The following is a 23,134-nucleotide window of genomic DNA, read 5'->3' as shown; positions in this document are numbered from 1 at the left end:
AAATAGCAATTCAAGGATTTTGAGTTTGGTATCAGGGGGTTAACAGTCAAATTTGAGTAAATCAAAAAATAAATTATGAAAAGAATAGTTTTGTTGATCTCAATTTTGACAATGACTACATCCGTAGCTCAGACCGGAGTAATAAAAGGATTGGTCATCGATAAACAATCAGAAAGTCCGTTGGTAGGGGCAACTGTCGAGTTATTAAATAGTGAACAGGTCAATGGCGTGATTACTGATATTGATGGGTATTTTACTTTAGCAAATGTACCATTTGGTAGACAATCCATTCGGGTAAGTTACATAGGTTTCGAATCGATCACTATCCCAAACATTGTGGTGACATCAGGTAAAGAAGCAGTGATAAACGTTGCTTTGATCGAGTCATTTGATCAGTTGGATGAAGTAATAATTACCTCAGAAACGAGTAAAGCACAGGCAATAAATAAACTTACTTCGGTTTCTGCCAGGCAGTTTGGTCTTGAAGAAGTGACAAGATTCTCTGGAGGGAGGAGTGATGTTGGACGGCTAGCGGCTAATTTTGCAGGGGTGTCTGCTCCCGACGATAGTAGAAATGATATCGTGATTCGAGGAAATTCTCCGGTAGGATTACTTTGGAGATTAGAAGGGGTACCTATACCGAGCCCAAATCATTACTCAACTTTGGGAACGACAGGAGGGCCGGTTTCTGCTCTAAATCCTAATCTATTGAAGAATTCAGATTTTATAACCTCGGCGTTTCCGGCTGAGTATGGAAATGCCATCGGTGGAGTATTTGATCTCGGATTCCGAAAAGGAAATTTGGATGAATATGAATTTTCTGGACAGGTTGGAATTTTTACCGGAGTGGAAGCTATGGCAGAGGGTCCTCTAGGAAAGAATAAAGGCTCTTTTTTGGTCGCAGGAAGGTATTCGTTAGTCAGTATTTTGGGCGTTGGTGCAGGGGGTACTTCGGCGACTCCCAATTATTATGATATTTCATTCAATATTGATTCCGGAAAAGGGAAATTAGGAAATTTATCACTTTTTGGGATTCTGGGGAACTCTGATATCGAGTTTTTGGGGGATGATATAGACGAAGATGATCTCTTTGCTGCAGAGGATGAAAATACCTTTGTGGACTCCGGTTTTGGAGTGGTGGGGCTAAAACATCAAATCAATCTGGGTAAGAATTCTTTTTTACGGACCATTGCTGCAGGATCATTCTCTATTAATGATTTTATTGCGGATCGATTTATCGATAAGGATACTCCCGAAGAACGGATTATTCGATATACCGAAGCGGATAATACCGAAACAAGATATACCTTTTCGACACTTTTTAATACCAAGTTGAGTCGTAAAGCTACCTTAAGAACTGGGGTTTTATTAGAGAATTTTCAAATCGAAGCTTTAGAACGTGACCGTTTAGAACAACCTGACAATGATGGTGATGGTGATCCTGATCTGTTCACATTTACAGATATAGATGAGAATTTAAGTATTGTTCAACCTTATGTTCAAGGACAGTTGCGACTTACCGAAAAATTAACACTCAACGCGGGCTTGCATGGGCAATATAGTACACTTAACGAACAATTTGTATTAGAACCTAGAGCTGGACTTTCTTATAAAGCAGGGCAGAACCATCGTATAAGTTTTGGATATGGTCTACATCATCAATCCGTATCATTACCCTTGTTGTTTTTGAATGAAGAGATTAATGGAGAATTAGTACAAAGTAATGTCGACCTTGATTTTGTGAGAAGCAACCATTTCGTTTTAGGGTACGATGCGAGGTTAGGGAACAACTGGAGAAGTAAAGTAGAAGTGTATTATCAAAGCATTGATAATGCTGCGGTAGAACCTTTTTCATCTAGTTATTCGTCATTGACCGAGGGAGCAGATTTTGGTTTTCAGAACGATAGAGTATCCTTGGTCAATGAAGGAACAGGATTTAATCAAGGTATTGAACTTACCCTAGAGAAATTCTTTAGTGATGGATATTATGGACTGCTAACCACCTCTGTTTTTGAAAGTAAGTACGAAGGTAGTGATGGTATCGAACGAAATACTCCGTTTAATAATGGATATGTTTTAAATCTTCTGGCAGGAAAGGAGTTTAAGACGGGAGTTTCTGGTAAAAATGTGTTGTTTTTTGATACCAAATTAACCCTTTCAGGAGGCAGGTATTTTACACCAGTAAACCTCGAAGCTTCACAACAGGCAGGTTTCGAAGTATTAAGAGAAGACTTAGCGTTTAGCGAGCAGAATGATGACTATTTCAGATTGGATGTAAAACTAGGGTATAAAATCAATAGTAGATCCAAAAAGAGATCTCATCAATTCTATGTGGACCTTCAAAATGTGACGAACAATGAGAATATTTTTGTAAGGCGATATAATAGATTGACCAACAGAGTGGATCAGGTGGATCAAATAGGTTTTTTTCCAGATTTTGGATATCGATTTCAGTTTTAAGGTATAGGTTAGGAGTGATTTAGGTTTGTTTGAAATAATTCCTTCTCCCGTAGCAATTTCTTATTGCCGTCATACCCCCTAGGGAGGAGGAATTATATTTTGAGATAGATAATACTATGAAACAAATACAGATAATAATACTAGTGGTTTTCCTTTTGGTCTACGCATTTTATAAACGATTGGAAAAGTGGTACACTAAAAAAATCAAGAGTGATGAAAAAAACAATAACAATAGTATTTTTGTTATGCCTAGTGCTTATTGGTGTAATAAAAGTGTTGGGGCAACCTACAAAAAGAGACTATATGAAAAGTGAGTTAAATAGAATAGAAAAATATCTGATTCATAGGGATAGTTTAGATAAAGAAGTTTCCAAAGTTGCAGTGGCGTGGCACTTGGATCATAGTCTGAAGGTGATTAATGGGATCTGTGATACCTTGCAGAATTCAGACCCTACTCGATATAAAGGTAATTTTAATATGCCTCGATTATTATCGTTTACTTTCGGTTATATCCCCAGAGGTAGAGCACAATCTCCAAAATCGGTTTTACCTCCGGATACTATCGAAACAGATGATATTGTAGCACAATTAGCCACAGCCAGAGATAAGCTCGATCGTCTGGATGGACTGGATGAAAAGTCTCATTTTAAGCACCCTGTTTTTAATCGATTAAATAAAAAACAAGCAAAACGCTTTATAGAGATCCATACGAAGCATCATCTCAAAATTGTCAGCGATATTTTGAAAGAGTAGCTTATAAATTAAGAATGGCGTTTAATACTAGTTTTAGAATAGCGATCATGTTAAAATATTGAATTGGTTATTGCTATTCGTTTGTGTTCACTTTTCTAAAACGTTACCATGAATAAGTTGTTTTTTTTATAATTTTTGATAATAAAAGACACATTTGTCAAATAGGTGAGATGGTGTGATTCATTTTTGTAATAAAAAGTATCAACTATCACCGAGAAGCATTTGAATTTGGTGGATATACTTTTCCTTTTCCTGATCTGTAAGCCAGCTTGCCGTAAAGCTATTTTTGGCCAAAGTGGCGATCTCTGCTTTTGACAATTGAAGCGCTTTGGCGGTCTCTAAATAATTTTCATTCATATAACCTCCAAAATAAGCAGGATCATCAGAATTGATGGTAACCAAAAGGTTTTTCTCCATCATTTTTGGTAAAGGATGTTCTTTTAGATCTTGTACCACTTTTAGTTCCAAATTTGATAACGGGCATAGGGTAAGGGGTATTTGCAAATCTACTAGCTTCTGTACGAGATTTTCATCATCCAAACATCGATTCCCGTGATCGATTCGAGTTACTTTCAGCAAATCAAGAGCTTCCCAAATATACTCAGCGGGCCCTTCTTCACCAGCATGTGCCACAGTAATAAAACCTTCTTCCCGGGCTTTTGCAAAAACTCGTTCGAACTTTGAAGGTGGATTTCCTACTTCAGAAGAATCTAATCCTACGCCACTAATCCAATCTTTGTAGGGTAATGCTTCTTCCAAAGTTTTGAAAGCAGACGCTTCATCCAAATGTCTCAAAAACGACATGATTAACTTAAAAGTGATCCCATATTCTCGTTGGCTATCTTTAAGAGCTTTATAGATCCCATTGATCACAGTTTCAAAAGGAATTCCACGATCAGTGTGTGTTTGAGGATCAAAAAAGATTTCGACATGTACCACATTTTGTGAATGTACTTTAGTGAGATAAGCCCAGGTAAGATCGTAAAAATCCTGTTCTGTAATCAGTACATTAGCCCCCTCATAATAGATGTCCAAAAATTCCTGTAGGTTATTAAAACGATAGGCTTTTTTTAATTCTTCTACAGAAGAGTAATTAATGATTTTGTTATTTCTTTTAGCGATTTCAAACATCAATTCAGGTTCAAAAGTCCCCTCTATATGTAAATGAAGCTCGGTCTTTGGTATTTTTTGGATAAACTCTTCTATAGTCATGAATATGTCGTTTTAATCGGGTCTACAAGAAGAAATTAAACTTTTTGATCTTGAATTTTTCCTTGAAGCATCTTGATTTCATCTCTTAGTCGTGCTGCAGTCATAAAATCGAGTTCTTTTGCTGCTTTTTCCATTTCTTTTCTTACGTTTCGAATTCTAGTCTCTAATTGTTCGATGGTGTAATAAGCAGTTTCTTCTTCTGCAGCTTTCAAGGTTGGTGCATTCTCAAAGGTATATGGTTCAACCTTTTTTCCAGCCAGAGCATTATCTAATTTCTTTTTAATTGCTTTAGGAGTAATACCATGTTTAGTATTGTATGCAATTTGCTTTTCACGTCTGTATTCTGTAGCGTCGATGGTCTTTTGCATACTGTCCGTAATCTTATCAGCATACATGATAGCTTTTCCATTGACGTTTCGTGCGGCTCTTCCTACGGTTTGTACCAGGGATCTTTTATTTCTTAAAAAACCTTCCTTATCCGCATCAAGTATAGCGACCAAAGATACCTCTGGTAAATCCAAACCTTCACGTAATAGGTTGACCCCGATCAGCACATCAAAAATCCCTTTTCGAAGATCTTGCATGATTTCTACACGTTCCAGAGTATCTACATCACTATGGATATATCTACATCGAATATCAATTCGAGTCAAATACTTGGTTAATTCTTCGGCCATTCTTTTGGTGAGCGTAGTCACCAAAATACGTTCATCTTTATCGATACGTTGCTGCATTTCTTCAATCAAGTCATCAATTTGATTCAAACTAGGCCGAACTTCAATTTCTGGATCAAGTAGCCCGGTGGGTCTAATGATTTGCTCTACAAAGGTTCCTTCACTTTTTTGTAGTTCATAATCCGCCGGAGTAGCACTTATGTAAATCACTTGATTTTGTAAGGCTTCAAATTCTTCGAATTTTAAAGGTCTGTTATCCATAGCAGCTGGTAATCGAAATCCAAATTCAACCAGGTTCTCTTTTCGTGACCGGTCCCCACCGTACATAGCATGAGTTTGTGGTATAGTAACATGACTTTCATCTACAATCATTAAATAATCATCTGGGAAATAGTCCAACAAACAGAAAGGTCGAGTTCCCGGTTCTCTGCCATCGAGGTAACGAGAGTAATTTTCGATACCAGAACAGTACCCCAATTCTTTGATCATTTCAAGATCAAAATTGGTGCGTTCTTCTAGTCGTTTAGCTTCAAGATGCTTGCCTATATCTTTAAAATACTCTACCTGTTTTCCGAGATCCAGAGCAATTTGATCAATTGCATTATTCAAAACCTCTGGAGAGGTAACAAACATATTAGCCGGATAAATGTTTAAGCGATCATATTTTTCGACTACCTCATTGGTCTGCACATCAAAAGCTTCAATTTCTTCGATTTCATCTCCAAAGAAATGTACTCTATAGGCATCATCAGCATATCCTGGGAAGATATCTACAGTATCTCCTTTAATCCTAAAGTTACCGTGCTTAAATTCTCCTTCTGTTCTAGAATACAAGCTCTGTACCAGTCGATGCAAAAGCGCTGTTCTCGATACAAACTGTCCTTGTTGTATTGAGATTACATTTTTTGGAACTCCGCTGGATTTCCGATACCATACAAACATGACACGGATGCTACTACCAAAACATCCCTTCTTCCTGATAGTAATGATGAGGTAGTGCTTAATCTCAATTTTTCAATTTCATCATTGATCGAAAGGTCTTTTTCTATATAAGTTCCTGTAGTAGGAATGTAGGCTTCAGGTTGATAATAGTCATAGTAAGACACAAAATATTCGATAGCGTTCTCCGGGAAAAACTGTTTGAACTCAGAATAGAGCTGAGCAGCCAGTGTTTTATTATGTGCCAAAACCAAAGTTGGCCGCTGTACTTTTTGTATAACATTGGCAGCGGTAAAGGTTTTTCCCGATCCTGTAACTCCCAATAAGGTTTGATATTTTTCTTCGGCTTCTATCCCTTCTGCCAACTGTCTGATAGCTTCGGGTTGGTCCCCGGTGGGCTTAAATTCTGATTCTAACTTAAACTTCATGTATCCGTTCTTTTGCAAGATAAAGATACGTAATAGAAGGTATAGATTTATCGAATTAAAGAGAAACTTCCGGTAACAATTCTGCCATCTTCCAACTGTACTCTAAACCAATATTCTGCAGAAGGCATTAATCGCCCATTGTAGGTTCCGTCCCATCCGATTCCGTCAGGTCTTAATTGCTTGAGTAGTTTGCCGTAACGATCAAAAATATGGATAACTGCATTTGATAAAACTTGAGAAGATGCCCCGATCACATTCCAGTTTTGATGAAAAGGATCTCCGTTGGGGGTGAAATACTTGGGGAAACCAACTACTATTATTGCTCTCGTTACTTCAGGTAAACATCCATTTTTGTCCCTTACGTAAATTGTGTGTGCACCTGGAGGGACATTGGTAAATGTTGGACTGTCTTGATATGGACTTAAAAACCCATTGATTTCTATTGCATATTCATAATCTCCGGATCCAATGGCATTTACAGTAACCGTATTGTTGTCTCTGGCATCGTTAATTTCTATCGATTCAATAGTCGGGATACTCGACCCCACAACTTCTATTGTTCTTGTTTTGGTACAACCAGTTTGGACCGCAGTCACATCAACTGTATAACTCCCTGGTTGATTGATTTGTATGGTTTCTGAAGTTTCATTAGTAGACCATAAAAAGGTAAAGTCAGAAGGATTTGTACTGATCCCTAATCCCGAATCCAGTGTAATGGAATTGGCATTCTCACACAAAAATTGTTGATTTTCTACTTCGATATCAGGAAGAGGATTGACAAACAAACGCACCTGGGCAATAGCAAAACAATCATCGTCATTTTGTACTACTTTGGCATATACAATATCATCTCCCTGAGAATTTTGCATGCTATTGGTAATGGTGGTTATCGGGTTGATATTCAAAAGTGCATCATTTGTGGAGGTGAAATAAAGAACGGTGCTACCTGGTGTAGCGATTCCGGAAAGGATTTGAGCATCTGCCTGTGTTAAATCAAAAGCCACAAACCCGTCTTCTGTGCCGTCGTCATCACAAGCACGTAGGTCAACATCATTAATACTTGCATTAGAAACCTGCAAGGTAATGGGGGAGATGCTAAAGCAATTCGGATTCTGTGTGTTCGTTACCCGAGCAAAAATCTGTTGATTGTTTTGATTGTTTTCAAATTGGGTGGTTTGTGTTATTTCAGGGGTTCCAGTCTGTGCAGCAGGTAAATCGATAAAGAATTGTGTGGTAAAATCGGTATTCCCCAAAGTTAATTCGTTGATAAGTACACTTAGATCAAAAACAGTGAGATTGTCACCTAGCGTTTCGTATTCATCACATTGAATTAAGGTTGTTGGAATCACAGCAGGGACTTCAAAAAAAGTAACATTGGCTACACCTATCAAAGGACAACTACCATCATTGAGATCAATTTCGAGTCTGTAATTTCCGGTAGTTGTGATATCCAGAAAGTTTACAGCGTTTGGGATTTGAACGTCATTTACAAACCAACTGTAGGTTGCCCCTGTGATGTTTTGGTAACTTAACCTGAAGGTTTCCCCTTCGCAAAGCATAAGGTTCACATCATTAGGGTCTCCCATATTGATGATATCGATGGTTTGTGCAAAAATGGATTGTATAAAAGGGGGTAGTCCTAGACGTGTACCTCGATTACCATCGGTATTGACCAATATTCCTCGTTCTCTATAGATGACATTTGCTGGAGTTTCTTCGGGATTTTCAATTACCCCCAAATAATCTCCTTGGGCACTAAAAAAGTCAAAAAGTGAACGATATATCTTGCCATCGGGGCCTAGCTGTAGCGCACCTTCACTAAATGATGAAGCACTAGCGCCATTTTCATTCAAGATTCTAGTTCCGCTAGACGGTATTTGAGCATCGGGTAGTGTTAGGTCATATTGTATCAAAAAACTAACGCCGCTACCTGCATCATCTGTTCCGATGGTGGCATATAATTTATTTCCGCTTTGCGAAAACTCGACTCCATAGGGGGCACCACCATCAAAAAGCTCAATTTCGTTACTTACCGTTCCGGTGGCATTGTTAAAATCGTATAGAAGTACTTTTCCTGGGCCATTTCCGGCTGTTACTGTGGTTAATCCAAAGTGGGCTACGGCCAGTTTATCACCTTCGGGAGAGGCTTTAAGGTATCCCAAGGCATTTCTTCGATACCCGGATATCGGTACATTAACACCTACTCTAGAGGTTACAGGAGTAGCGTTTACTCCAGTTTGTGTAACACTAAACGCATAAAACGTATCTGCAAAATGCGTGATGACCCAAAACGAATCGCAATCGTCACTTTTTACTGCAGTAATTTTTTCTGAACACCGATATAAACTAGCTAAGGTATTGGAGGTGTCATATGTGATTAGCGGAACATTTTTTTGTCCACTAACTACCGCCCCAAGTCCTCCGTTTAAGGATATATCAACAATAGAGTACATGAATCCATCATTTACCCCGTCTCCGTCCTGAGTGTCCGGATCATTATCTGCATTATCGTGATGAGGTTCATCAACCGTAAAAACGATATATAGATTGGGTGAATTGGGTTGAGGTACGATAAGAGCCGAAGAGGTACTAGAAGGATCTCCCTTCAGCCCGGTACCATTTTGCATAATGTTATTAAACCGATCCCAGATGGTAATTCCATCTGTATAAAACAAAAGTTGTCCTGTAGCATCCGATATGGTGGTACAGCCTTCTAAGGTGTCTATTTCTCCATCAGTTAATGCGCTGGGAGGTGTCGTGTTAAAACTTATCCCAGCGTTTTGTCCAAAATACCAATTGTTTGCTTCTCCTTGACTATAGATTGCAATGGTATTAGTGGTAAATAAAAAAAGAAAAAGAAGTAAAGATCTCATCGACTCGGCTCAAACGAGTCAAAGATAATTATAAATCTCTCTTTTTAAGAAGTACGTATGACCATCTCACAAAAATGGCGGTCCATACCAGTACAATTAGTGTTTCGTACCAATGTACAGCATAATCTCTTTGGAAATTTTCTCCTAATTGGTTCGCCGCCGATTGGATAAAATTTAGTCGGCTAAAAGGTTCATTGACCAAATTGCTCATACTGTCTAATGGAAGGAATGGAATTATTTTATCGATAACATCCGTTTCGAATTTCCATTTAAACAATCCTGAAACTAGCCTGAATAACAGCTCTATGATTTGCCAGAATATCAAGAATCCCAAAGCAAATGCTGATCGTTTGATAAGTATTCCCAAGAACATACAAAATGAAAAGAACCCGACTAACTTTAAGAAGTAGGCAAAAATAAATTCTAACCCAGAAAAAATGATTGAAGGTTCATTGTAGTCTGAAAAAATCAATCCTAAAATTAAAGATACCAGAAATAGGAATAAGGTAGATATAAATGAAAATACGAGTACTGTCAAAAATTTTGAAGCGAGAAACTCTTTTTTACTTAAGCCATCAATTAAGTTTTGTTTAAGGGTTCTGTTGGTATATTCATTAGCCATTATGGATACAATCACAATAGCCAAAAAAGTTTTAGCCAAGCTGCAATGTAGGCGTTAAAATGCCATATGTATGGGAAATTGAAGATCCCCTGATCTGCCAAACGGAAATTAACTCCACCAAATTTAAATTCGTAAGAAGCAATTAGTGCAATAGCGGTAATAAGCACAAAATAGGTGATCGTAAGTACTTTTGCTGCTTTATTATACTTTAATTTCTGAAATTCTATATTGAGTAATCGTAACATGTTTCTAGTTTAAATTGTTGGTTAATTGTAAGAATTGTTCTTCGAGACTTTCTTTTCGTTTTACCAAATGCGTAAGCACGATGCCTTCTTCAAATAATTGTCTATTCAGACTTTCTTCATCCAACTCATGCGCAAGGAAAGCGATAATCTTATCACCTTCTTCTTTAAAACTTTTGAAATTATCTTGTTTTGATAGCCACTCTTTTAAAACAGAATTTTGATTGCTTTTTAATTCAAAAAAGCCATGACTGGCGTTCATTTCATCTACAGGACCAGAATACAATTTGATCCCTTTTCTGATGATCACTACATGACTACATACCTTTTCTACTTCATCCAAAAGGTGAGACGCTAAAAGGATGGTTGTGCCTTGCGAGGCAATCTTTTTAATGATTTCTCGTATTTGATGTATTCCTTGAGGATCAAGCCCATTGGTAGGTTCGTCTAAGATTAAAATTTCAGGATCATTTAATAAGGCTGATGCAATCGCCAGGCGTTGTTTCATACCCAAAGAAAATGTTCTGAATTTGCTGTCCTTACGATCCAGTAATCCTACTAGTTCTAATTTTTCCTCAATTTTATCTGCAGGAACTTCTTTAATTTGACAAACTAGTTTTAAGTTTTGAGCTGCAGTCATATACGGGTAAAAGTTTGGGCGCTCTATGATCGCACCAACTTTTTTTAAGGCTTGATGTGTAGATGTATTTCCATCAAACCAGGTAAAATCCCCAGAAGTCTTATTGACAACATTGAGTACAATACCTAACGTGGTAGATTTTCCACTTCCATTAGGACCTAAAATACCATATACATTACCTTTTTTTATTGAAAAAGAAAGATCTTTTACAGCAGTAATATGGCCAAATTTTTTGGTCAGATTATTTAATGTGAGTATGTTTTCCAATGGTTTTCTTTTTTGGCGGTTATATTAAAGTAGACGATTGGCTTGGTTTTTTGTTACAGACTTAAGGTTACGATATTACGTTTTTGGTGTTTCAAAATTGTAATTCGTACCTTGCTCCGTACTAATGACAGATGGTTATGGATGAAAAATTAATGTCGAAAAAGAAACCTACGTATCCTATAAGTGAGGCACTCGATGCGTATTTAAAGCAATGTAATCGTAAAATCAAAATTCCTGTATTTTATGATGATTTGCTTCGCTTTTCGGGGTCTGTTGTGGTCTATGATAGTAATGATGAAGATACACTTTGGGTGCGCGTGTATTATGAGGAGCATGAACGGCCAGAGATCGAATCCAGTTTAAAAAAAGTGTATACCATATTGCACTCTGATGGAAATGAAGACGCTATCGAATTTTTGAATATTGATGCCATCGATTACTGTACATTCGGTAATTCTAAGCCTTTTCGGGTAAAAGTGCGAAATATCCTGAATGACAACTACACCTATATCTATGTAAAGAAAGCAGATGCTTCCCGTATCTATGGATTAGAATTGGAGCATATGTTTTCCCCTAATCGTATTAATTTTTTGGTCTATAAAAATACGTTGATCGAAGAGCATATTGCCGGTATTCCTGGAGATGTTTTTATTAAAGATTTCTTACCAGACTTAAGTGATCAGGCCAAATCGCAGATAGCCAAAGAGTTTGTGAAGTTTAATGAGCGTTGCCAAATGCGATTGTTAGGAGATATGCGATCCTACAACTATGTGATTATCCCTATACACGATTTTGATCATGTGGAGTATAAAATCAGAGCAATCGATTTTGATCAGCAGTGCTATGAAGGCAAATTGAAGGTGTATCAACCTCAGTTTTTTAAAGAAAACTTCAGTATGGTGGATATTGTGATGAAAAAATTACAACCTAACTCTATAGAACAATACAAAAAAGAAGAACGTTCTATTTTGGCAAAACGAGTGTTGGCGTCAAGGTCACGGTATGAAAACCTGATCGAATGTATGTGTGCAGATCATATTTCTACAGCCGAAAACTTAGAAGAATTGCGGGAACATCTTTATAATTTTACCCTAGATCTTAAGTTTAGAAGGAGTGAATCTATGGGAGATGTCTTGAAAACGGCTTTGGATTTTGTACGACGTAATTACGAGAATGTAAACATGAAAAACTTATTGGACCGATAATAGTATAGGAAAAATAAAAAAAGCCTGAGTATAGCTACTCAGGCTTTTTTTACTTAATCAGATTTCAATTTATTTTATTTTCTCTTCCAGTTCTTTGTTCTTTTCTTTTAATAAAAGAATTTCTTGTCGAAGAAGTTCTGTCTTTTTGTTTTGCTCGATCATGTATAATGTTAGCTCTTCGATTTTTTCGAGAAGTTTTAAATTCATTGTTTTCAATTCGATTCCGTTTTGTTCCATTTCTTTGGCAGAGGGTATATTAGGTAAATGCCCTTCTTTTTCAATATAGTTTTCCACTTCCTTGATGGTTTTAAGATCATAATCTTCCAGGAATACATAATCTGGAGCCACAGCACCGTTAAGGTCTACTTTCACTTCTTGGGTATGGATTCTTCCTTTTACTGCAAGTTTTGCATCAGGATTGGTGGTTCCTATGCCGACATTTCCATTGTCTGAAATCCTCATTTTTTCAGATAAAGAATTATAGCCGTTCCAAGTATTAAAAACTATATTCGAATAGTCCCAAGGTCCATTACCATTTCTTCTCGTTTTTACACCGATGGAAGCTGCATGAGTACCAGAAGTGGCATAGGCATTATAAAATTTTAATTCTCCTACATATTGGTCAGGTGTGTTTACTGAATTGGATATGGAAAGATTACCATTTACGCTTAGTTTTTCCTTAGGCGAAGAAGTTCCAATACCAATATTTCCATTTTTCATGATAGACATTTTACTACTACCATCAACCTGAAATCCAAATCGAGATGAAGCTGAGCCTCCAACAATATTCATATAGCTATTTCCATCTCCTGAGATTAAGAGATTGACATATCTGCCATCACTATGGGAAGTTTTTATTACACCTCTCACTTCTAGTTTTGATGTAGGGTTTGTCACTCCTATCCCTAAGTTTCCGTTAGCGGCCATTGTCATCATTTTTTGAGAATAATTGGTCCATACAAATAGAGGTCGGTTTTGGATTGGACTGTTTGTTCTTCTAGCATTGAAATTGATTAATGCATTACTCCCGTTGTCCATAGCATCCGAAGAAGATCCCATTATAGCAAGAGTGGTTCTGTTGTCTGTCTCGTGATAGCCTTTTAATAAAGGGATAAATTGTCCAGAGGTTCCAGTTGTATTAGCAATCTGAAAATAATCAGATGGCGCATCGGAAACCTTTAGTCTCAATAAGCTTTCGGTTTGTCCCGTGTTAGATAGAATGTCAAGTCTTGAAGAAGGGTTTGAAGTTCCAATACCGACATTTCCTCCGGGAAGTATCGTTAGTCTTTCTTTAGCACTTGTAGCATCTTCAAAAATACCAAAGCGATCAGCGGTTATCATACCAGTAGCCCAAATTCCATTATTAGAATTACTCTGAAACAGACTTACTCCAGTAGTAGATTGTAGGTTTATTTTTTCATTATTAGACGTCTCCGTTTGAGATTGCCCCGTTATTGACATGAAGATAAATGTCAGGGAAAGTAAGATTGTTATTTTTTTCATTGTTATAGATCGACTTTAGTTATTTATATAGTTAAGTGTTATGAAGTACTAAAATGTTACTCTGATTTCAGAAAGGAAGCGAAAATAGATCAAAATATCCAGAGACAATTTGTAATGTTGATAAAACGGAATATTTGTTCATCAATTTATTAGATAATACCGATACCTAGCAGAATAGAAAAGATGATCAATAATACCCCTACAACGGTCTGAATGGTGTTAATAGTAATTTTCTGTAGAAATTTATTACCGATATATGCTCCAATAAAAGCCATTAAAGAAGCAGTGATTAGCATGGGGTAATCTAGTTTATTTTTTAATTCAAAAATATCCTTGGCATAGATAGAAATCCGGGAAACATCTATACAACAGGCAATAACTACTCCGGTAGCAATAAAAGCTTCCTTGGATAGTTTTGCACGAATCAGGAAAGCTGTACGAAGCGCCCCTTGATGTCCTGATAAACCACCAAAAAATCCACTAAGAGCTCCCCCTATTGGTAAGTGTTTGGTGTCTATTTCTAACCGCTTCAACTTTGGTATTAAATCAAAGAATGAGAAGAAAATTAAAAGAGAAGCAATACAAACTTTTACCCCAGTGATTTCGTGTTCTGAATCCCCAATATGATAGGTGTACAGTGGATTCGTTTCTGTAAGTTTTCCAAGAAGGTAAGCACCCAAAAAGGCAAAAAGTATTGCGGGTATCCCAAATTTGAGTATGGTTTTGAGATGCGCTGCTTTTCCGATTAAAGTAAGCTTGAATAAGTTGTTCAACAAATGCACGATTGCAGTCAGCGCTATCGCAATGTCAATAGGAAAAAATAGAGCAAATACTGGCATTAATAAGGTTCCCAGCCCAAAGCCCGAAAAGAAAGTGAGTCCAGAACCTAACAATGCTATTATTCCTACCAGAATATACTCCACAGTATATTAGGTTTTTTGCTCTTTGTTGAAATATACCAGATAATAGTACATCTGTTTTTCTTCGTCCCATCCTTTTTCTACAAACTTCTCTGCAGATTCGGGATTGATAAAATCCATTTTTATCTGTACGTTGGTATCCAGACTGATTACATTTTTCATTTTTTTACGAGCCGCGGTAACCGCATTATTCGCAATAGGGAAGGAGGTAAGGTCTTCGATCTGGTATTTTGGTGCCTTTTCTACTTTGTAATGTTTGAATTCGGGGATTAGATCAGGATTGTCGATCACCTCATTTAGGAAAGCAGTTTCTTCAAAATCATCATTTTTGGCAAAGTGATTTACCGCTCTATTCATAAACATCACTTCCTCTTTCTTATCCTCGGCAGGAAGAATGACATCTTTGGCAAAATCCTGGCAGAATTTCATGTACTTTTTAGTGTAAAAATTCTCATCGGCAAAAGCTTCAACGCCCAAGAAATGTTCTAGCCAATATTTAGTGTCATACTTGTTGGAATCCACAGAAAGGATCTTGTAGCCTTCTTCTTTTTTATGATTAAAAATTAAACAGCCTTTATCCAATTTATTCAGATTTACACCCTGTTGAATCAATAATTCGATATCCGTTTCTTTTTCTGCAAATTGAAGGAAATCGTGTTTTAATTCTGATTTGAAAATCCCGATAGCGTCTACCTTTTCCTGATCAATAGTTAGGTTGTCTAAATAGGCTACATAGACCTCACCACTTTTGATATGAGGGTGCTGAGACTGCTCATACAACAAAGAAGCGATTCTTTTTGATTTTTCATGTACCGAAGATGGATTGTCAAAAATTTCGGTAGCAATTTTATATAGGGGATTAAATTCTATATCTACTTCATTAGCAAATTGAAAGTAGTTTTCCTCTTTTTCTCTAAATGGCTTAAAAAGTATTCCTTCAATAATGCGGTAAGCTCATCATTTAGCGTGTAAGGGGAATCAGATAGGAAAATATTCTCATTTCTGCTCTTATTTCCAATTTTATGAACCGAAAGAGATTCTATCTGTGTGCTATATAAATTAATCATAATTTTTTCTTTTCAGGGTTGAGTAATTCTAATTCCAATGTTCGTCAAAACCAAGTTCATCATAGTCGTCTAGATCTAGAAAACTATCTTCTCGATCATCATCGTCTAGCATATCCGAATCATCAGCAGTAAATTCTTTATCAGGAGCTTGGTCTGGAATTTGACCATGTACAAACATGATATTAGGATATTCTCTTCCACTTTCATACTCAGCTATTTCAGCAAGTTCTACGAGGAACGTCCACATGCTTAAAAAATCATAGATATAGATCAGTTTTGGAGATGCTTCATGCACCACATCGATCAAAGTGGTTTCATTCATTAATCGGATTGGCTGCGTACCATCACTCATATCAAACAACGAGATTTCTTCTCCCTGATTCCACTGCTCATCACTAATATAAAAAGAAGCCATTTCGGTGCCATCAAAACCAAAAGACTGCGTAATCGTATTATGAAATTGCTCTAAGGTGGCATCTTGCTCAATTTCAATATCTCTAAAAACATCCTCTTCGGTGTCTAATATAACTCTAAAACGATAAATCATTATTGACTAATTAGGTTTGCAAAGATACAAACAAGTTTGCGACAAATTTTGGATTTTGACAATGTAGTTTTTACTGCTTTTCAACAATAGGTTTTGATTTGAAAACTTCTAAAAGAATAAAAAATTGCACTCCAAACAGTAAGGAGGCTAATACCAAATGTATGGGTTGTGATAAGAATGGAAAATCAAAGTAGTACATTAAAATTCCTGTAAATGCTTCCAGTCCTATAAAAATCAGTACCCAAATCATTTTGGTGATATCCAGGTTAAGCTTTTTATACTGAAGGAACAACCAAGTGTTTATCAATACAACCAATATGGAAAAAGATCGGTGTACATAAAACATAACTGTGGGTGGATTCAACCATTGTGATTTTTGAGCTTCTCCCACCAATTTTATTTGTTCGTCGATATGTTGTCGAACTTGCGTTCCTAGAGCTACCTGGATTAGGGTAAGCAATACGGACACTGATAAAACAATTTTGAAGGTAGGAGAAAAGGTAATAGCTAGATTTTTGGGTCTAATTTGGTACAACAGGACAATAAGAATAGCAAGGATCACAAATGCCATTATCATATGAATCGTTATTCTAAGCGGTAATAAATTCGAATCTACTACGACTTTGCCCAACCATGCCTGAAACCCCATAGCTATGATAATGATAAAAGCCAGTATTGGAATCTGTTTGTTTTTTTTCCAGAAGGTAAAAGAAACAAAAAACATCAATAAAATTGGGATTCCAGATAATACAGATGCTAATCTATTGATATACTCTATCCAGGTATGCAAAACATTAAATTTTGCATAATCATGTTTAGTATATCGCTCCCAATTGTTTTCCTCAAAAATCTGCCCCGAAGTGAAATCCTTTGGAGCGATACGCAGTTCATCAGCTACAATCACGATGAATCCTTTTTGATACTCATGATTGGGTTGCCACTGTATTTGTGCTTCTTCGGTAGGAGGGATGTAATATCCAAAACACTTTGGCCAGTCTGGACATCCCATTCCAGATCCTGTCATACGTACTACAGCACCTGCAATAATGATTAAGTATATAAAAATAATTGATGTTACTACTAGAGGTCTAAAATATTTCTTCATAGTCTAAGTCTATAATCGCATTTTGCGACTCCTTTTTTATGTACAACTGATTCTAGTTGCTTTCTAATCCTAGTTCTTCACCTTTTCTAAGCATAAACTGATAAGCAGCTTCATGTTCATTGGGGATTTCACCTTCCAGAATAGCTTCTTTGATAGCTTCTTTTATGATACCAATTTCTCGAGAGGGTTTAATATTAAAAGTTTTCATGATTTCTTCTCCTGTTACCGGAGGTTGAAAATTTCTAACATGATCTCGTTCTTCGACTTCCACCATTTTTTGTCGAACAATCTTGAAATTATTGTGGTATTTTTTAAATCGCTTTGGATTCTTGGTAGTGATGTCAGCTTCGCAAAGTGTCATTAACTCTTCAATATGGTCTCCTGCATCAAAAACTAGTCTTCTTACCGCAGAGTCAGTGACATCTGAAGCAATAACAATAGGTCGGGAGCTCATTAGCACCATTTTTTGAACGAATTTCATTTTTTCATTCAAAGGCATTTTCAATCTTTTGAAAAGTTTAAATACCATTTTGGATCCAACAAATTCGTGTCCATGAAATGTCCAACCTACTTTTTTGCTAAACTTTTTGGTAGGAGCTTTTCCGATATCGTGCAGTAAAGCTGCCCATCGTAACCAAAGGTCATCCGTATTTTCGGCGATGTTGTCTACCACTTCCAAAGTATGGAAGAAATTATCTTTATGTCGTTGTCCTTCGATCTCATCAATACCTTTTAATGCGATTAATTCGGGTAAAATGTATTGTAGAAGCCCTGTCTTTTCAAGTAATTTGAACCCTACAGAAGGACGATCACTTAATAAAATCTTATTGATTTCTTCAACGATGCGTTCTTTGGTAATTATTTTGATTCGTTCCTTATTTCGTGTAATGGCGTCTAGAGATTGCTCTTCTATTTTGAAATGTAATTGAGAAGCAAAACGAATTGCCCTCATCATTCGTAAAGGATCATCAGAATAAGTGATATCTGGATCCAAAGGCGTACGAATGATTTTGGAACTTAGATCTTCAATCCCATTAAAAGGATCAAGGAGCTTTCCAAAATTTGCTTCAGAAAGTGAAATGGCCAGCGCATTAATAGTAAAGTCCCGACGGTTTTGGTCATCTTCGAGAGACCCATTTTCTACTATAGGATTTCGACTATGGGCTGCATAAGATTCCTTACGAGCACCAACGAACTCTACCTCTAGGTCCTCTGTTTTGAGCATTGCCGTACCATAGGTTTTAAAAACCTGTACTTTGGGTTGGTTAGGTAAAAGTCGAGATACTTCCTGAGCCAATTGTATACCACTTCCTACGGCAACAATATCGATATCCTTTGGATTACCTCTTTTGAGGATATAATCTCTTACAAACCCACCAATTACATAACAATCGAGTTTAAGATTACCAGCAGCCTTGGCTATGGTCTTAAAAATGGGGTTTTGTAAGGCTTGATTAAACGTTTTATCTTCAGACATGAATCAATTTACTTCCTGATAATTTTTACAGTACTGTCGTTTCCGATTTTAATAATCGAAGAAGGTTTTACTCCCTTTTTTTGTAAGGGCAAATTTACGACATAGTCTACGCCTTCCAAAATAGCTTTGTCAATTTCTTTAAAGTTTTTTGGAGTTGGAGATCCACTAATATTAGCAGAGGTAGATACAATAGGTCTTTTGAATTTGCGAATCAACTTTCCGCAAAAAGGATCTCTTGCAACGCGAATAGCTAGTGTATTATCTTCGGCGATAATATTTTCTGCTACTCGAAGAGGCCGGTCATAAACAATTGTAGTGGGTTTTGAAGCGTGTTTTAAGATGTCATAAGCCACTTCGGGCACCTCTTCTACATATTGTTGTAGCATTTTAAAATCACTTACCAAACAGATCATAGATTTGCTTTCTGCTCGTTTTTTGAGTGCAAAGATTTTATCGATAGCTTCTGCGTTTGTAGCATCACAACCAATACCCCAAACGGTATCTGTTGGGTAGAGAATGATACCTCCTTTTTTTAAAACTGAAATTGTATTGTTGATTTCTATATTTTGATCCGCCATGGGTTAATTTTTTATTTTTTGGATGCCTCAAAATTACTATATATTTGTCAATGTATCCGTATCTTAATTTATGAAGGTTTTACATATATCCGGAGCCCGCAGTTGGGGAGGAAATGAGCAACAACTGATATATCTTACAGAAGCATTACAGCAATATGGTGTTTCTCAATTTCTTTTCTGTTATGAGGGAACGGTGTTGGAAGAAGCAGCAACAAAACTGCCAGTGCAAGTGATTGCAATACCTTATGTGAAATCTCGTAAGAAAGCGTATAGAAAGCAATTGAGTGCTGTTGTTAAGGAAAAAGAAATTGATTTGTTGCATCTGCATACCAGTGATTCTGTAACAGGTTATGTATTGACCGACTTGTACGAAAAACTAAATGTTAAAGTCGTTTTTTCGAAAAAAGGGATAAGTAGAAAAGTAAGTTTTTTGAGTAAGCTGAAATACAATTATAAGAATATTGATAAAGTTCTGTGTGTTTCGGAAAAAGTGAAAGATCATTTTGCAACTGTACTATATGCTAAGCATCACCACAAATTATGCGTTGTTCATGATGGTGTTGCAGTGGATGCAACAACAAAAAAAGAAGTGATAAGTCTAAGAGAGGAGTTATCCCTACCTGAGCATACCAAGATTATTGGAAATATTGCAAATCATACCAAAGCCAAAGATTTAAAGACGCTGATCCATACACTTGACAATTTGGTGAATAAAAAAGAATAAAGATGTGCATCTTGTACAAATGGGAGAATCGTCTAAGCGTACTCAAGAATTAAAAGATCAAATCTCGTCCTTAGGTTTAGCGTCTTATATTACTTTTATAGGGTTTAGAAAAGATGCCTCTGCCTATTTGCCTCAGTTTGATGTATATCTTATGACGTCTGAGAGAGAAGGAGGACCTACTACTGTTCTAGAGGCCTTATATAAAAGAACTCCTGTGGTTTCTACAGATGTAGGTGTAGTGTCTGAAGCAATTACAGATGGCCATAGTGGGTATATTGCCAAAGTAGGTGATCCCGAGACTTTGGCAGAAAAAGTAGAAATTTTGTTGAATGATCCAGAAAAAAGAAAGTCCTTTGCAACCTTGGCATATGATAGTTTTTTAAAGACTTTTACTACCAAAAAATTAGGAGAGAATACCTTCAATATCTATAAAGAAGTTATGCATGAATATTAGATCAGCTTTAATTATATCTACCTACAAATGGCCTGAAGCACTATCTCTTGTTTTAAAAAGCGTAGTGAATCAAAGTGTACTGCCAGACGAGATTTTGATTGCGGATGATGGATCAGGTGAGGCAACAAAAAAGGTTGTAGATCAGTTCAAAGATCAAATTCAAGTGCCGGTAAAACATATCTGGCATGAGGATTTGGGATTTAGAAAAGGCAAAATATTAAATAAGGCCATTGCAAGCGCGGAGGCAGATTATTTGATCGAGGTAGATGGAGACTGCATCATGCAAAGAAATTTTATTGAAGATCATTTGGCGTTCGCAAAAAAAGGGATGTTTTTGTATGGTTCCAGAGTAAATATTCAACAAAGTTTTCTCAAGGAGTTGTTTCAAAAGCGAAAAATTGGATTTCATTTGTTTTCAAAAGGAATTAAAAAAAGAACGAGGGCTTTACGAATTCCTTTGTTAAGTCATTTCTTTACATCAAATGCCCAATTATCCAAAAAGATAAGAGGTTGTAATATTTCATTTTGGAAAGAAGATATTATTAAGGTGAATGGCTATAACGAATCTATAGAAGGATGGGGGAGAGAGGATAGTGAACTTATTGTGCGCGTATTGAATAACGGAGCAGAAGGAAGAAGATTAAGATACAGAGGTATTGTTTTTCATATTTGGCATCAGGAAAAGTCCAGAGATAAGCTAGAGGAAAATGACGAAATCCAAAAACTCTCCCAAGAGAACAAAATGACTTGGTGCGAGGATGGGATTGATAAGTACCTGAAAGAATAAAAATGATAAGATATAGTTGGGTTTTGTGCCTGGCTTTGTTTTGATAGTAAAAGAAAATGAACAAACGATTTATTATACACGACACCTATAAATCATTAACTGAAAAGATAAAGGATACTATAATCAATTTTGATAGTTACACTGACGTTCTTGGTGCAGCAGAAAGAAATATCATTAAAATTGTAACTGTCGATGGAAAACGACACACTGTAAAAGCATTTAAAATTCCTAATGTTTTTAACCAGATCGCTTATAAGTTTTTAAGAAAATCTAAGGCAGAACGATCTTATGAATATGCTAATAAATTATTGGATTTAGGAATTAATACTCCGTTTCCAGTGGCTTACGAAATACAAACGACTCCTTTGTTGTTTAAAAGAAGCTACTACATTAGCGAGTTGGTGGATTGTGAACTCACCTACAGAGAGTTGACCACGGATTTTGATATAGAAAATCATGAAGAGATATTAAGAGCCTTTACCAGGTTTACTCATCAACTTCATGTAAATGGAGTCAACTTTTTGGATCATTCTCCGGGAAATACACTGATACAAACAAATAAGAGTGGATATGAATTCTTTTTAGTAGATCTAAATCGTATGGAGTTTGGTGAAATGGATTTTGAAACTCGGATAAAGAATTTTTCTAAACTGACTATCCATAAATTTATGGTGGAGATAATGAGTAATGAATATGCGAAATGTACAGGGGAGGATGAAAAAGAGATATTCGATTTGATGTGGGAGTCCACACGTGAATTTCAGCATCGATATTATCGTAAAATAAGAATGAAAAAAAGAATTTTCTTTTGGAAGAAAAAGTATAAAACTATGACTTCCGATTCTCCGATTTGATAATTTCTCGCAGTTTGATATACTTTAGAAATGTAAGATTAGCGGTTTGAGCACAGATAATAAATCCGTTTACACCATCTAGGAATCCTAATCTTAAGAAATACGCTTTAAAAAACGCCCAAGTAGGATTAAAGAGAATGTTCCATAAGGTAGCTTTTTTCCCTAACTCATAGTAGGATTGTGCAGAAATAGAAGAAAACTTTTCAATCTGTAAATTGTGGGCACTGTAAGTGGGATAATTCCAGTGTAGGATATCACCCTTTAGTTTTCCACTAGCTTTATTGTTGTATAGTTTAAACTTTTCATGAATTCTATTACCTGTCCATTCTCCCTTACCTCTAATAAATGCTCTTAGCTTTTTGTCTGGATACCAATCAGAATGATTAATCCATTGTCCACAATAATTATTGAATCGATTCATGTAATAACCATCCTTGGTCCAATTTGATTTCAGAGCTAAGATTGATTCTTGAAGTTCGGGCGAAAGTGCTTCGTCACCATCCAAAGAAATGATATGATCGTAAGTAGCTTGAGCAACAGCAAAGTTCTTTTGGTCTTTATATCCTAAGAATTCTTGTTTTATAAAGGTTGCACCATAACTAAGACAAATCTCTTCGGTGCGATCTGTAGAGAAAGAATCTACCACGATAATTTCGTCTACAACATTTTTAAGTGATGCTAGACAAGCCTCGATTTTTCTTTCCTCATTAAAGGTGATGATGACTCCAGAGAGTTTTATCATAGTTGATGTTCTGTGTGTTAAATTTGGTCTCTAAAAATAACTAAATTATACTGTTGTTCCC

Annotated in this window: 17 protein-coding genes and 3 pseudogenes; 7 read left to right on the top strand and 13 right to left on the bottom strand. The window is 36.4% G+C overall.

Annotated features, from left to right (window positions below; genetic code table 11):
- Positions 1-75: 75 nt before the first annotated feature.
- Positions 76-2,460: a carboxypeptidase regulatory-like domain-containing protein gene (locus tag AC0L3Q_RS17185; protein WP_473281323.1), complete on the top strand. Its 2,385-nt coding sequence runs from the start codon at positions 76-78 to the stop codon at positions 2,458-2,460.
- A gap of 213 nt (positions 2,461-2,673) precedes the next feature.
- On the top strand, positions 2,674-3,213 hold the full coding sequence (locus AC0L3Q_RS17180) for a DUF1569 domain-containing protein (protein ID WP_473281321.1): 540 nt from the start codon (positions 2,674-2,676) through the stop codon (positions 3,211-3,213).
- Positions 3,214-3,414: 201 nt separating this feature from the next.
- On the opposite strand, the gene AC0L3Q_RS17175 is transcribed toward AC0L3Q_RS17180, so the two are convergent.
- From AC0L3Q_RS17175 to AC0L3Q_RS17155, 5 genes and pseudogenes are all read right to left on the bottom strand, one after another.
- Complete coding sequence (locus AC0L3Q_RS17175) at positions 3,415-4,425, bottom strand: adenosine deaminase (protein ID WP_473281319.1); 1,011 nt, start codon at positions 4,423-4,425, stop codon at positions 3,415-3,417.
- A 35-nt stretch (positions 4,426-4,460) separates the two neighbouring features.
- A pseudogene (gene uvrB / locus AC0L3Q_RS17170) lies at positions 4,461-6,466 on the bottom strand (excinuclease ABC subunit UvrB).
- A gap of 47 nt (positions 6,467-6,513) precedes the next feature.
- Positions 6,514-9,339: a T9SS type B sorting domain-containing protein gene (locus tag AC0L3Q_RS17165; RefSeq protein ID WP_473281317.1), complete on the bottom strand. Its 2,826-nt coding sequence runs from the start codon at positions 9,337-9,339 to the stop codon at positions 6,514-6,516.
- 28 nt (positions 9,340-9,367) lie between these two features.
- Positions 9,368-10,206: pseudogene (locus tag AC0L3Q_RS17160) on the bottom strand (ABC transporter permease).
- A 4-nt stretch (positions 10,207-10,210) separates the two neighbouring features.
- The gene (locus AC0L3Q_RS17155) at positions 10,211-11,110 is read right to left on the bottom strand and encodes an ABC transporter ATP-binding protein (protein WP_473281315.1); all 900 of its coding nucleotides are present in this window, start codon (positions 11,108-11,110) and stop codon (positions 10,211-10,213) included.
- Positions 11,111-11,247: 137 nt separating this feature from the next.
- Between AC0L3Q_RS17155 and AC0L3Q_RS17150 the strand changes: the two genes are divergently transcribed.
- Positions 11,248-12,315: a hypothetical protein gene (locus AC0L3Q_RS17150; protein ID WP_473281313.1), complete on the top strand. Its 1,068-nt coding sequence runs from the start codon at positions 11,248-11,250 to the stop codon at positions 12,313-12,315.
- A gap of 69 nt (positions 12,316-12,384) precedes the next feature.
- Here the strand turns inward: AC0L3Q_RS17150 and AC0L3Q_RS17145 are convergent, their stop codons facing one another.
- The 7 genes and pseudogenes from AC0L3Q_RS17145 to AC0L3Q_RS17115 form a co-directional block, all read right to left on the bottom strand.
- The gene (locus AC0L3Q_RS17145; protein WP_473281311.1) at positions 12,385-13,776 is read right to left on the bottom strand and encodes a hypothetical protein; all 1,392 of its coding nucleotides are present in this window, start codon (positions 13,774-13,776) and stop codon (positions 12,385-12,387) included.
- A gap of 191 nt (positions 13,777-13,967) precedes the next feature.
- On the bottom strand, positions 13,968-14,741 hold the full coding sequence (locus AC0L3Q_RS17140) for a TSUP family transporter (RefSeq protein ID WP_473281309.1): 774 nt from the start codon (positions 14,739-14,741) through the stop codon (positions 13,968-13,970).
- 6 nt (positions 14,742-14,747) lie between these two features.
- Positions 14,748-15,805, bottom strand: a pseudogene (locus AC0L3Q_RS17135) (nucleoid-associated protein).
- A gap of 28 nt (positions 15,806-15,833) precedes the next feature.
- Positions 15,834-16,352 (bottom strand): IS1096 element passenger TnpR family protein, encoded by a 519-nt coding sequence (locus tag AC0L3Q_RS17130; RefSeq protein WP_473281307.1) that lies wholly within the window; start codon positions 16,350-16,352, stop codon positions 15,834-15,836.
- A gap of 70 nt (positions 16,353-16,422) precedes the next feature.
- Positions 16,423-17,457 carry a COX15/CtaA family protein gene (locus tag AC0L3Q_RS17125; protein ID WP_473281306.1) on the bottom strand — a complete coding sequence of 345 codons (1,035 nt, stop codon included), beginning with the start codon at positions 17,455-17,457 and terminating at the stop codon, positions 16,423-16,425.
- Positions 17,458-17,509: 52 nt separating this feature from the next.
- Positions 17,510-18,934: a CCA tRNA nucleotidyltransferase gene (locus AC0L3Q_RS17120; protein ID WP_473281304.1), complete on the bottom strand. Its 1,425-nt coding sequence runs from the start codon at positions 18,932-18,934 to the stop codon at positions 17,510-17,512.
- Positions 18,935-18,942: 8 nt separating this feature from the next.
- Complete coding sequence (locus AC0L3Q_RS17115) at positions 18,943-19,512, bottom strand: L-threonylcarbamoyladenylate synthase (protein WP_473281302.1); 570 nt, start codon at positions 19,510-19,512, stop codon at positions 18,943-18,945.
- A 70-nt stretch (positions 19,513-19,582) separates the two neighbouring features.
- Here AC0L3Q_RS17115 and AC0L3Q_RS17110 point away from each other — a divergent pair, with 70 nt between their 5' ends.
- The 4 genes from AC0L3Q_RS17110 to AC0L3Q_RS17095 are packed head-to-tail and all read left to right on the top strand — an operon-like array spanning position 19,583 to position 22,331.
- Complete coding sequence (locus AC0L3Q_RS17110) at positions 19,583-20,236, top strand: glycosyltransferase (protein WP_473281300.1); 654 nt, start codon at positions 19,583-19,585, stop codon at positions 20,234-20,236.
- 4 nt (positions 20,237-20,240) lie between these two features.
- Complete coding sequence (locus AC0L3Q_RS17105) at positions 20,241-20,690, top strand: glycosyltransferase (protein ID WP_473281298.1); 450 nt, start codon at positions 20,241-20,243, stop codon at positions 20,688-20,690.
- On the top strand, positions 20,680-21,477 hold the full coding sequence (locus AC0L3Q_RS17100; RefSeq protein ID WP_473281296.1) for a glycosyltransferase family 2 protein: 798 nt from the start codon (positions 20,680-20,682) through the stop codon (positions 21,475-21,477). The genes AC0L3Q_RS17105 and AC0L3Q_RS17100 overlap by 11 nt, the downstream gene beginning before the upstream one ends.
- A gap of 56 nt (positions 21,478-21,533) precedes the next feature.
- Positions 21,534-22,331, top strand: coding sequence for a lipopolysaccharide kinase InaA family protein (locus tag AC0L3Q_RS17095; protein ID WP_473281294.1), 798 nt, complete (start codon positions 21,534-21,536; stop codon positions 22,329-22,331).
- On the opposite strand, the gene AC0L3Q_RS17090 is transcribed toward AC0L3Q_RS17095, so the two are convergent.
- Complete coding sequence (locus tag AC0L3Q_RS17090; RefSeq protein ID WP_473281292.1) at positions 22,306-23,073, bottom strand: glycosyltransferase family 2 protein; 768 nt, start codon at positions 23,071-23,073, stop codon at positions 22,306-22,308. The two genes, AC0L3Q_RS17095 and AC0L3Q_RS17090, sit on opposite strands and share 26 nt — an antisense overlap.
- Between the last annotated feature and the right edge of the window lie 61 nt (positions 23,074-23,134).

It is taken from the genome of Aquimarina sp. KJ22-3, from assembly GCF_055808215.1.
Note: the sequence above shows the minus strand (reverse complement) of the source record. Positions and strands in the feature narration are given on the sequence as shown.